Source organism: Sediminispirochaeta bajacaliforniensis DSM 16054 (assembly GCF_000378205.1).
Lineage (GTDB): Bacteria > Spirochaetota > Spirochaetia > DSM-16054 > Sediminispirochaetaceae > Sediminispirochaeta > Sediminispirochaeta bajacaliforniensis.
On record NZ_KB899426.1, the window covers coordinates 66,771 to 77,384 of the forward strand.

At 51.4% G+C, this 10,614-nt stretch carries 10 protein-coding genes and 1 pseudogene; 6 read left to right on the plus strand and 5 right to left on the minus strand.

Annotated elements, in window-relative coordinates; all coding sequences use genetic code 11:
* Positions 1-26: 26 nt before the first annotated feature.
* Complete coding sequence (locus F459_RS0117855; RefSeq protein ID WP_020614079.1) at positions 27-656, minus strand: Crp/Fnr family transcriptional regulator; 630 nt, start codon at positions 654-656, stop codon at positions 27-29.
* Positions 657-716: 60 nt separating this feature from the next.
* Here F459_RS0117855 and F459_RS0117860 point away from each other — a divergent pair, with 60 nt between their 5' ends.
* Complete coding sequence (locus tag F459_RS0117860; RefSeq protein WP_020614080.1) at positions 717-1,760, plus strand: hypothetical protein; 1,044 nt, start codon at positions 717-719, stop codon at positions 1,758-1,760.
* Between the two features lie 5 nt (positions 1,761-1,765).
* On the opposite strand, the gene trxA is transcribed toward F459_RS0117860, so the two are convergent.
* From trxA to F459_RS0117875, 3 genes are all read right to left on the minus strand, one after another.
* On the minus strand, positions 1,766-2,089 hold the full coding sequence (gene trxA / locus F459_RS0117865; RefSeq protein WP_020614081.1) for a thioredoxin: 324 nt from the start codon (positions 2,087-2,089) through the stop codon (positions 1,766-1,768).
* Between the two features lie 3 nt (positions 2,090-2,092).
* Positions 2,093-2,941 (minus strand): hypothetical protein, encoded by an 849-nt coding sequence (locus F459_RS0117870; RefSeq protein WP_154651731.1) that lies wholly within the window; start codon positions 2,939-2,941, stop codon positions 2,093-2,095.
* Positions 2,942-3,066: 125 nt separating this feature from the next.
* Complete coding sequence (locus F459_RS0117875; protein ID WP_013256263.1) at positions 3,067-3,489, minus strand: single-stranded DNA-binding protein; 423 nt, start codon at positions 3,487-3,489, stop codon at positions 3,067-3,069.
* A gap of 115 nt (positions 3,490-3,604) precedes the next feature.
* Here F459_RS0117875 and F459_RS0117880 point away from each other — a divergent pair, with 115 nt between their 5' ends.
* Positions 3,605-4,483, plus strand: coding sequence for a hypothetical protein (locus F459_RS0117880; RefSeq protein ID WP_033302013.1), 879 nt, complete (start codon positions 3,605-3,607; stop codon positions 4,481-4,483).
* A 265-nt stretch (positions 4,484-4,748) separates the two neighbouring features.
* Here F459_RS0117880 and F459_RS0117885 read toward each other — a convergent pair whose 3' ends face one another.
* Positions 4,749-5,834: a porin family protein gene (locus F459_RS0117885; RefSeq protein ID WP_020614084.1), complete on the minus strand. Its 1,086-nt coding sequence runs from the start codon at positions 5,832-5,834 to the stop codon at positions 4,749-4,751.
* Between the two features lie 223 nt (positions 5,835-6,057).
* Here F459_RS0117885 and F459_RS0117890 point away from each other — a divergent pair, with 223 nt between their 5' ends.
* From F459_RS0117890 to F459_RS22550, 4 genes and pseudogenes are all read left to right on the plus strand, one after another.
* Entirely contained in the window at positions 6,058-6,693 is a 636-nt protein-coding gene (locus tag F459_RS0117890) for a TetR/AcrR family transcriptional regulator (protein ID WP_020614085.1), read from the plus strand.
* A 108-nt stretch (positions 6,694-6,801) separates the two neighbouring features.
* Positions 6,802-9,573 (plus strand): efflux RND transporter permease subunit, encoded by a 2,772-nt coding sequence (locus tag F459_RS0117895; protein WP_020614086.1) that lies wholly within the window; start codon positions 6,802-6,804, stop codon positions 9,571-9,573.
* Position 9,574: 1 nt separating this feature from the next.
* On the plus strand, positions 9,575-10,351 hold the full coding sequence (locus F459_RS0117900; protein WP_020614087.1) for an outer membrane lipoprotein-sorting protein: 777 nt from the start codon (positions 9,575-9,577) through the stop codon (positions 10,349-10,351).
* Between the two features lie 9 nt (positions 10,352-10,360).
* A pseudogene (locus F459_RS22550) lies at positions 10,361-10,614 on the plus strand (hypothetical protein); the annotation flags it as partial.

Below are 10,614 nucleotides of genomic sequence, written 5' to 3' on the forward strand. Positions count from 1 at the left end.
CAAGATACCCGCTTTTTCTTATTCTGTCAGGATCGGGAGGGGCGATTTTCGGCAAGGGCCGACAATCGTCTTCGGTCTATAAGGCAAAGGGTATCTTGATTGGTCAGCTCAAGAATATCGTCCCTTCGCAGCTCTTCGATAAAGTCCCGAATATGCTCCTGAGGGACCTCCATGGAGAGGCTCAGTTCCCGCAGTAGCCTGACATACTCCACACCCCCGCCCTCTCCCGACTGAACGGTAAAGGCATAGAGAATATTGAGGGCGATCAGGCCCCGTTCATTTCGTCGGACCAGGTGTTGTATCTGAAGATTCGCCTGTTGAAGACGTCTACTTAATTTATCAATGATATTGAGGGCGATCTTGGCATTCTTCTCAATCATGCTGATAAAGCCCTCACGGTTGAAGCTCAGGAGCTTCACCGTTGTCGCGGCAGTGGCACTGGCACTACGGGGCATACGACTCACAATCGCCATCTCGCCGAAGAAATCCCCTTTCCCGAGAACGGCAAGAACATGCTCTTTTTCGCCCATGGTCTTTGTTATCCGGATACTGCCTTCCTGGATGATATACATCCGATCCCCTTCTTCCCCTTCCCGGAAAATGATCTTTCCGCTGTCAAAGGTCTGACCGTATTTCGAAAAAAGATTCTCATCCATAGCCTTCTCCGTCTTGAATCATCACGGCTGTTTTTCCCGTGTAACAACCAGGAGGTTATCATGAAAACAGCCCGTATGGTTCTCTGTTCGACGCCACTGCTTGCAACGCTTCTTATCTCCGGCTGCGTACCACTGGAAGAACCGAGCCTCTTTGATCTCGGAGACCTGGCTCCACCGATCTTCCTCGGCCTTTCCCAACCCGATGACCGGACGCTCTCACTGGAATTCAGCGAAGCGGTTACGGCAAAAGAGGGAACAGTCCGTATCACAGGCAGTTCCGGTGAAAGTGTCACGGTGACACAGATCCTTGACCACAAGCATACACTGGATCTCACTTTTGTACAGCCTCCGGAGGCGGGAATACGTTGCACCGCCGAGCTCTCCGTTTCCGACGAGGCCGGAAACAGCCTCGACCTGCTGGTTCCCTTTTACGGTATCAACCCCGATCTCCCCGCAATGCTGATAAACGAAATCACAACCCAAGGCTCTTCCTCTTCGCCGGATATGGTGGAACTGCGGGTATGTGAAGCGGGAAATCTTGCGGGGGCCCTTCTCTGTGAAGGGATAGATGGGGATTGTATCCAGGAAATCGTATTTCCACCGATCGAAGCCCTCGCCGGTGATTTCGTCATCATTCATTTCAAACCACAGGGAATTGAAGAAGAGATAAATGAGACGGACGATCCCGCAGCATCCGGCGGCCTAAAAGCCCACCCACAGGCCTGGGACCTGTGGGTGCAGGGAGGAAGCGGCCTTTCCGGCAATAACGGCGTGATCGCACTCTACACAAGACCGGGAGGCCCTGCGATAGACGCCTTTCTCTACAGCAACAGGACCAGTGAATCGGATAGCGACTATCGGGGCTTCGGAAGCTCGGCCGTTCTAAGACGAGCAGAAGCCATTTGTGAAGCAGGGATGTGGATGGCCGCCGATGGGCCGGTGCGTCCGGAAGATGCCGTGAATCCGGAGCCAAGCACCGCCACCAGATCAATGTTTCGTAAACCGGAAGAGGCAGATACGAACAGCTCCGTCGATTGGTTTATCGCCCCAACCGGCGGAGCAAGCTTCGGATCGGCCAATGGAAATGAAGTCTATGAACCGTAATGTTTTTAGATGTAATCGGCAAAAAGCTTTTCAATGGCGTCCCGGCTACCGGCGCCCACCTGCTGATTCACAACCTCACCCCCCTTGAAAACCATCAAGGTCGGAATGCTGATAATGTTGAAACGACCGGCAAGTGCTTCTTCCTGATCCACATTAATCTTTCCGACCTTGATTTTCCCATCAAAATCTTCCGCAATTTCTTCAAGAATAGGGCCAATCATCTTACAAGGCACGCACCATTCGGCCCAAAAGTCGACAAGTACGGGAATAGCAGAGTTCTGGACCTCATCTTCAAAGTTGGCAGAGGTAAGCGTTACTTCTTTTGCCATGTATTACTCCTTCCTGCGTTTCAGATCTTGTAACCGAAAATTACTCAGTATAGTATGCACGAATTCCGCAGCACTTTCCACCTGTTTTCGCTCCTTTCCGTCGACGGAACCCTCCTGCTCCAGGTCCCGTAGTGCGGCTTTAAGTTCGTGGAGGAAAAAGGACGCATCCAGCATTGCACGCATCGACTCCTGCCCTAACTGTCGTTCGTCCCGTGGAAAACGGTTTTCAAGATTGTTGTAAGCGTAGAGGCGTGGAGGGAAACCGTCGCCGCCATAACCGGTAAATTCAAAAAGATTACGTTCTAATTCGACAAGAGGACCCGAATAGCGAGAAGGATAAATCCTCCGGAAAACCTTCGCAATCGAGGTCCAATACTCAGACTCGAACTGTCGCATCGCGCCGTAGAGCCTATCCAGATCGTAGGACTCATCCCAACGAAGACCAATTCCGGGATATATATCGATCTTTTCACGCAGCCTGCGTAATATCCGGTCTGCAAAGTCCTCCCGTTTGGCAGCCACTCTCTTCCTATCAACGCCGTTTCCGGAGTCTGCAAGCCTTCGGTTCTCATCGGCAATTCTGCGCTGCTCACAATCGGCGGAAAGCTCTTTAAGTGCCTGCATTTCCGCCGCCAGGAAATTTTTCATGTCGATCCTGGCACGAAGCGCCTGAAGATAACGATCTTCAAAGCCCGACTTCAAGCGGGGGCTAAGCATGTAGCCAACTATGATCGAATCGTATGTACGACGAAGTTTATCGACCGCCTTGCCGACCTCCTCTTGCGAGAGAGGTTTGGCTTTAGGCGGTCGGTGTTTTCCACGCTGGGCATCTTTTGAGGCCATTTGATCCATAGCATCTAACAGCCCCACCTCGCTTGTCAACCGGCTCTGCCTGAAAAACCGCCACCGCCGTCATCCGCCGAGGAGAATAACGGGTGATTCATCCCCCCACACTCCCCGGCGTTTATCATACGGTATCAAACGGCCTTCAGAAGCTCATCCTCTTCAATAGAAATGATCTCCGGTTTCGGTGCATCATCACCTTTACCCCCCCCTTCATGCTTCTCCTTTGGTCTCCGTCCGAATTCAACCCGGTTCGCCACGATCTTTACCCTTTCATGCCTGCCGCCCTCAGCATCGGTCCAGCGATCCTGCTGCAATCGACCGATAACATGCACCTCCCGCCCCTTTTCCAGATAGGTGGCACAGTTTTCAGCAAGGGTAGCCCAGGTTTCGATGGTAAAAAAAGAGACATCCTTTTTCTCTTCCTCCCCCGCCTGGTAATCTCTGTTGACGGCGATAGAAAAAGTACATACCGCCCTTCCGCCCGGAGTTTTCTTCAAGCCCGGATCTTTTGTCAGATTTCCCGCAACAAATACATGATTTCCCCAAGTCAACATATCGACGTTCCTCCTGTAATGGACGCTTCCGGAATGGCGTCTTCATATTCTATCTACTGAAGAAACGACACCGACAATTCAATATACGTCCCTTAATTCATGCTATAGTAGGCCTATGAACAACAATAGACGCAATAGACGGCTAAAGATACACACACAGACCCTTGGCGTACTGGCCATGAGCCTGATACTCATCGGCCGGATTTCGGCAGCAGAAAGCAGCACCACCCTGAAACTTATCGGAAGTTCGGCACCGGAAATCCAGGTACAGGGGAACTACTCCCTATGCCTACCAGTGCTGACAGGTTCAGGGGCACTGACCAGAGGAAACAACCTCACCATTGATCTTAGCGGTAAGCTTTCCCCCATCAGTACCCAGGGATCGGCAACAGCAACATTGACGCCCCTTGCAATCCTCCAGCTTTCCGCCGGAGGCAATATCGGCACAGGATGGTCTATCCCCTTTGGAGACGAAATGGAGGGCATACAGGTCGACCGGTATGGAACAGAACCGGAAGATGATGCCTTCGGAGGAATCTACCTCAAGGGCAAGGTCGGCGCAGCCTTACAGTTCGATACCGGCGTGCTCTTTCCCGGCCCCTGGAAATCGATTCTGCTGCGAAGCTATCATGAAATACATCATACAGCCTACACTGGTGCGGACGAAGATGAGCTATGGGATTTCGAGCTTTCGGGCGGCAGGGTAAACGGTTTCAATTACTACGCCAGCTACTTCATAGGATACAGAATGCCCCTCGCGCTCGAAACCGTCGGCGTGCTTTTAGAGGTCGACGAACTCGACCTCGGCGGGAAGATGTTTCCCGATCCCTTCTATACCATCGGGTTGGTTTCAAACATCAGAATCGGTAAAACCTTTTCTATGGCTCTTATCCCGCAGATTACTACAAGGAAAATTGATAAGGATACGCGGACCAGCAGTAGTGAAAACTTCTTTTTCAAACGTTTTGCATTTCAACTGGAGTGGAAGCGGTAGTGTCGGCAATCCTGGTGGTAATCATACCCATTACAAGGTAAAACCCTTTCTTTTAGCTTTTCCGGCCGCCTTTTCCCATGGTTGGCCCCTACATGACTATGGGAAAATGAGCTGCAGGATATGTTCCACCAATATTCCTGACAGTAGCAAAAAGAAAGCCTGCCCGCGTTCCCAGCCATTGGGTATAGGCTTGCAGACATCAAAAAAGCCATCCGCCCGAAGGCGGATGGCCCTATAAAAATCTTTGCTTTGCTTTTAGATAGGATTAGAAATCCACGCAAACCTTGAAGTAGACGCCACCATCAGAAAGCTGTGAGATGGATTTGTAGTCAACTTTACCACCATAGCCGTCAGAATAGAGGTAACCAAAGGTATAAGCAGCACTACCGACAGTATAGGTAGCACTTATATCGAGACCCAAAAAGGTATCAATATCCTCACCCGCTGCATCCTTAGCATCACCCATGAAAAAAGCAGCTCCCACATCAGCAGACAGGTCATCGGTAAGGGCATAGGTTGCGTCAAGACCCAACTTATCGTTATCAGTATCCTTATCACCCTGGTAGCTCACGCCAAACCCGGCCGCAGAAACAGTGTAGAACGCACCAACACCATATAGAATTTCCGTATTGGTACCATCACCATCTTTAGGATCAGCAGGCACAATAATCTTCTCATCTTTATCCATATCGTAGTTCAAGCTACCGCTGAGACCAAGGCCCATATCATTACCCAAGTCCATTTCGTACTTTGCCTCGGTGTAGAGCATGCTGTGAGCATAGTCCTTATCAGAAGTGATGTAACCGACGGTTACACCCAAAACATCATTCTGGAAAGTACCGCCAACAAGAATGGCAGGATCATTGTCGACATCCGCATCAAAGGTTCCCGCAAGAACCAGGGTAATCATGTCGTTGGGCATAATCTCAAGCTGTCCGGCACCTTCCTTGGAAAGCTCGATGCCATCAAGATTTTCCCACCCCCAACCGGTGATGTCGAAATCGTCGCCGATGCTGAAACCGTCATAACCAACAGTAGATACGATACCAATAGGAAGACCAAGCTGGGCGCCCCAGTCGGTCACGATCTCGGCATAACCCAAACCAAGGTCATGTGTAGCAATATCGTTGGTCGTATCTTTGTCCTCAATTTCAGTCTTGAATGTGTTGTAGTCATCCATGGTTACCGCAAAGTCAAGTTCGATTTTATCAAACTTTCCGGTAAAACCAGGACCCTCATCGGCATCACCGGCCATAAAACCGTAGTCGAATTCGCCGGTCAGACTCATTTCGGCAGACACGACAAAAACACATGCCAAAGCCAAGATAAGAACAAGAGCAATTTTTTTCATCCGTTCTTCCTCCATTGTGTTTTAGGGAGCCAAGCATACCGCCCGACTAATTCCCTTTCTCAATTTATACTGTGGCCAGTATATCAATCCCCGTTCAACGCTGTCAAGCAAAAAACCTTGTTTCAAATGTTAGCAAAGTATCAGAATGATGGTTGATCAAAACAAAACAGGCGCGCAATAATGTAACATACGGTAAGGATCTATCGCTGAAGGTATATAAACCATGGGCATAAACGAACGAAAGCTTCGCGACAAGGAACGAAGGGTCGCTGAAATTCTCGAGGCGGCAAAGGGCCTGTTTCTCGACAAGGGCTATCTCCATACCACGATGCTGGACATCGCGGAACGGTCGGAGCTGAGCAGGCGGACCATCTATCTCTATTTCAGAAGTAAAGAGGAGATAACCTTTGCGGTGATGGTCGGCTCCTTCGGATTGCTTCGCGATAAGCTGAAGGAAGCGGTAAAGAAGGCATCGACGGCACTGGGTCAGCTCTACCGGATGAAGGAGGCCTATTTCGACTTCTATCGCAACCATTTCGACGACTTTTACTCTACCCTCTACTTCGATCTCAAGCTCAACACGAAGAATATCACGACGGAAGATGCCAGAACCTGTTTCAATATCATAACCGAAATCGTACAGTTGCTTTCGGATGTGCTGCAGCGGGGGATGGAGGATAAGACGCTTCGCCCCATAGAAAAAGTCGACCGTACTGCCTTTACCATGGCCACCATTATCATGAGCACGATGCAGAAGGCGGCCATTCGCAAGGAACTGCTTGAGTACGCCACGGATTTCACCGAGGAGGAGATAATCAGCGAGATGTTCGACCTTCTCTTCCTTTCGGTTAAGCATTAATTCTCTACATATTTATCGCTTTTTCTTCTCCTCTGATTGACGATGGATGATGTGATTGTTATGTTTATTGCACATAGAGTGCAATAAATACACGCAAAGGATGTTTACATGAAAAAGATTGTGCAGCACCCAAAACTGATCATAGGCATCATCCTTGTCGTCACCCTTGTATTGGGGTTTCAGATCCCCAATATCGTGATCGACAATGATGTGAAGAACTACTTTCCGGAAGATCATCCCTCCAATATTCGTATGGAAGAGTTGGATGATATCTTCAGCGGTCAGGTTATGATGGCAATCTCCGTAACCAATGACGAGGGGACGATTTTCACCCCCGAGGTGATCGATGCCGTCTCCAATCTGGTCGAAGCGATCGAACCAATGGCCCATGTAGAGGATGTCGATGCGCTGACAAACTCAGACTTTCCAACGGGAACAGAGGACGGCATGGCGGTAGGTCCACTGGTATGGGATGATTTCGACAATAGTCCAGAGGCCTTTGCCACCCTGAAAGAGCATCTTCTGGAGTGGCCGCAGATGTATCGACGGGCCCTCTTTTCCGATGATTTCACCTCGACGCAGTTGATCGTTTCCATCGAAGAGGGGCTTCCCTCCGAAGAGATGAGCGTTATCTACAAGAATGTCGAAGATGATATCGCCAAGCAGAAAGAGCTGCACGAGGGCCTGACCTTCAGGTTAGCCGGTGATCCGGTCATCTTCGAGCGGGCAAAGGACTATATGTACAGCGACCTGGGTCATCTTGTTCCTGTCGTTATTCTGGTGGTCCTGTTCTGTCTCTATTTTTCCTTCCGCAGGATACGAGGGACCCTCCTTCCCCTGATCGCCGTCACCATCAGCACCATCTGGACCATCGGGATTATGGCCCTTTTCGGTGTCAAGTTTACGGTTGTGTCCACCTGTCTGCCGGTTCTGCTCATCGCCGTGGGAAGCGCCTACGGTATCCACATGATGAACCACTATTATGCCGAGATTGCAGGTAAGGAGGGAAAGGTCTCCTTTGACGAGCACAGGGCCTTGGTTACAGCCTCTTCGTCCCACGTCGCAAAACCCATTCTCCTCGCCGGTTTTACCACCATCGTCGGCTTTGCCTCGGTTACCACCAGCCCCATCGTACCGCTGAAGCAGTTCGGAATTTTTGCCGCAGTGGGATCGGCCATCGCCCTGCTCCTCTCCCTTACCTTCATCCCCGCAATCTTGGTAGTAAGTCCTCCCAAGCAGCGGAAGCATGAAGAAAAACAGCACAAGACGGAGGAAGGAGAAGGAGCATTGATGAAGATCTACGGTGCGTTAAGCAGACGCCACTGGAAGATTATCTTCATTTCCCTGGTCGTCGTCGGAGTGTCCCTCTGGGGCCTCTTACGACTGGATATCCAGAGCGCCCTTCTCGATTATTTTCCCAGCCACAGCACCATGCGCGTGGATACCGACTACATCAGCGATAAATTCGGCGGAACGACAACCTTCAGCGCCGTGGTCCGGGCCGATGAGGGGAAATCCATTATCGATCCCGAACTTCTCAAGAGCATGGACGACCTGAGCCTCTACCTCCAGGAACATCACCCCGAGATCGGGAAAATCATCTCCTTTACCGACTTCATCAAACGGATGAATCAGATCATGAATTATCCGCCGGCCACCGTCGAGGCGACAAGCCCTGAGACGGGGACGGAATCCGGCCAGGGTTCCAATCAGGGCTTCGGAATGGATAGTTTTTTTGACGACGATACGAGCCTGGCCAACGAACCGGCTGCTACGGCAGAGGCTTCCGACGACGGTTTCGGCAGCTTCTTCGACGATGCAGAGCTGGGCGGGGAAGCTGAAACGGCTGCCGCCACGGCGGATACGCACGAGACGGGCCAGGATCCCACGGAGAAATACAACTACGATACCTACAACACCGAGATGACCTACCGTGATTTTCTCGCCCTGCTTGAGGATGCCATTTCGAAACGGGCCGGCTACACCATGAGTGTCGACGAGCTGGTGAAGGGCATCGAGAAAGGCTTCAACTACAAGGGTGCGGATTACTATGAGATCCCCTACGATCCGGCAAAGTATCCGGTAGCCAGCAGGAAGGAGTTGGGAAACCTGGTCAGCCAGTATCTGCTTCTTTACTCAGGATCCCTGGATGATTATGCGAACGACCCCCTTGATCCGGATATTGCCCGCATGTTGATTCAGCTAAAAACCCATAAAACCAGCGACACCGATGCGGTAATCAAGGATATCAACACCTATGTGGCGAAGCATTTCCCCGAAGGATATCGCGTGGAATGCACCGGTGTGGCAGAGATGGAAAAGACCCTGACCGACATGGTGATCAGCTCTCAGCTCGTCAGCCTTTTTGCGGCCCTCCTGATCGTCTTTGTCATTGTCGCTATCTCCTACCGTTCCCTGGCTGCCGGAATCTTCGGTATTATTCCCCTCTCCATGGCCATTCTGGTTAATTTCGGCATCATGGGGATCACCGGCATCAGACTGGACATGGTTACATCGATAATCGCATCCATAGCCATTGGAATCGGCGTCGATTATACCATTCACTTCCTCGATAACTATCACCACGAACGGCTGGCCAGTGATGATCTGGAGCTGGTAACCCGAAATACGATACTCCTTTCAGGTCAGGCCATCATCATCAATGCGGTATCGGTCGCCCTCGGCTTTCTGGTACTTACCCTTTCATCCTTCGTGGTGCTTAGATATATCGGGCTGCTGGTGGCCATCATTATGATTACCTCATCCCTTGCAGCAATGACCATCCTGCCCGTTCTTCTAAACATCTTTAAACCGGCCTTTATCAGCAGACCGGCGAACATCAAACGACCGGGAGCGGAGACTTCCGGGAAGGAAGAGTAACATGAAAAAACTAACCATCATTGCGTTGGCGGCAGCCTTCCTGCTGCCGGCGACAAGCTTCGCCCTTACCGGGACCGAAATCGCTCAGAAAGCCTACGACGTGGAAGACGGTACCACCCGACATACCGCCGTTCAGATGGACCTCATCGATAAAGACGGTTCGGTAGATGCACGGCTCATCGAAGAGTGGGGCAAGGACGATGAGAACGACCTCACCTCCGTGGTCATGGTCTTCAGAAGCCCAGCCTCCGTCCGCGACACCAGGTTCCTCCAGATCGAAAACAAGGGACGGGACGACGATAAATGGATCTACCTCCCCGCCCTCAAACGAGTCAGAAGGATCGCTTCCAGCGAAGGCGACAAGTCATTCATGGGATCGGATGCCACCTACGACGACATGGACACCAGAGAGGTCGAACAGGATACCCACGACCTTATCAAGGAAGAGAGCGTCGGCCAGTGGAACTGCTACGTGGTCAAAGACACCCCGGTCGATCCATCCGACAGCCAGTATTCCTACCGCATCTCCTGGATCGACAAGCAATCCTTTGTGCCCGTCAAGATGGAGATGTACGACAAGCAGGGTGAGCTGGTAAAGGTCCTCACCGTAGAAAAGCTTGAGAAGGTCCAGGGATACTGGACTCCCCTCCAGAACCTCCTGAAGAACGTACAGACCGGTCACTCCACCAGGCTGACGGTCAAGAAGATCGTCTTTGACGAGAGTCAGCCCGACGCCCTGTATACCACCAACTTTCTCCAGACCGGACGGGTCCAGTAGGAGGGAGGTATGAGCAGCTTGAAAAGAACAGCAACGGTGGCCTTCACGGCCGCCGCCCTCCTGCTGGCAGGGGTAAGCCTTCCGGCAGACGACTTTTCCTTTGACGACTTCGGCAGCTCCGACTTTGGTGATGACACGGGGACAGCGACGGCAGGAAGCAGCTCCGCCATAGAAGTGCACGGAGAGCTGGACGGAAGCCTGAGGGCCACCGTGGGGGAGGATGCACTCTCGGATATCGGTGCTATAAGCAGCGAGGACGACAG

Bases quoted from the DNA above. Each gene is read 5' to 3' on its own strand.
- F459_RS0117875 (WP_013256263.1), bottom strand. From the start codon at position 3,489: ATGTTGACTTGGGGAAATCATGTATTTGTTGCGGGAAATCTGACAAAA.
- F459_RS0117860 (WP_020614080.1), top strand. From the start codon at position 717: ATGAAAACAGCCCGTATGGTTCTCTGTTCGACGCCACTGCTTGCAACG.
- F459_RS0117880 (WP_033302013.1), top strand. From the start codon at position 3,605: ATGAACAACAATAGACGCAATAGACGGCTAAAGATACACACACAGACC.
- F459_RS0117855 (WP_020614079.1), bottom strand. From the start codon at position 656: ATGGATGAGAATCTTTTTTCGAAATACGGTCAGACCTTTGACAGCGGA.
- F459_RS0117900 (WP_020614087.1), top strand. From the start codon at position 9,575: ATGAAAAAACTAACCATCATTGCGTTGGCGGCAGCCTTCCTGCTGCCG.
- F459_RS0117885 (WP_020614084.1), bottom strand. From the start codon at position 5,834: ATGAAAAAAATTGCTCTTGTTCTTATCTTGGCTTTGGCATGTGTTTTT.
- F459_RS0117890 (WP_020614085.1), top strand. From the start codon at position 6,058: ATGGGCATAAACGAACGAAAGCTTCGCGACAAGGAACGAAGGGTCGCT.
- F459_RS0117870 (WP_154651731.1), bottom strand. From the start codon at position 2,941: ATGGATCAAATGGCCTCAAAAGATGCCCAGCGTGGAAAACACCGACCG.
- trxA (WP_020614081.1), bottom strand. From the start codon at position 2,089: ATGGCAAAAGAAGTAACGCTTACCTCTGCCAACTTTGAAGATGAGGTC.
- F459_RS0117895 (WP_020614086.1), top strand. From the start codon at position 6,802: ATGAAAAAGATTGTGCAGCACCCAAAACTGATCATAGGCATCATCCTT.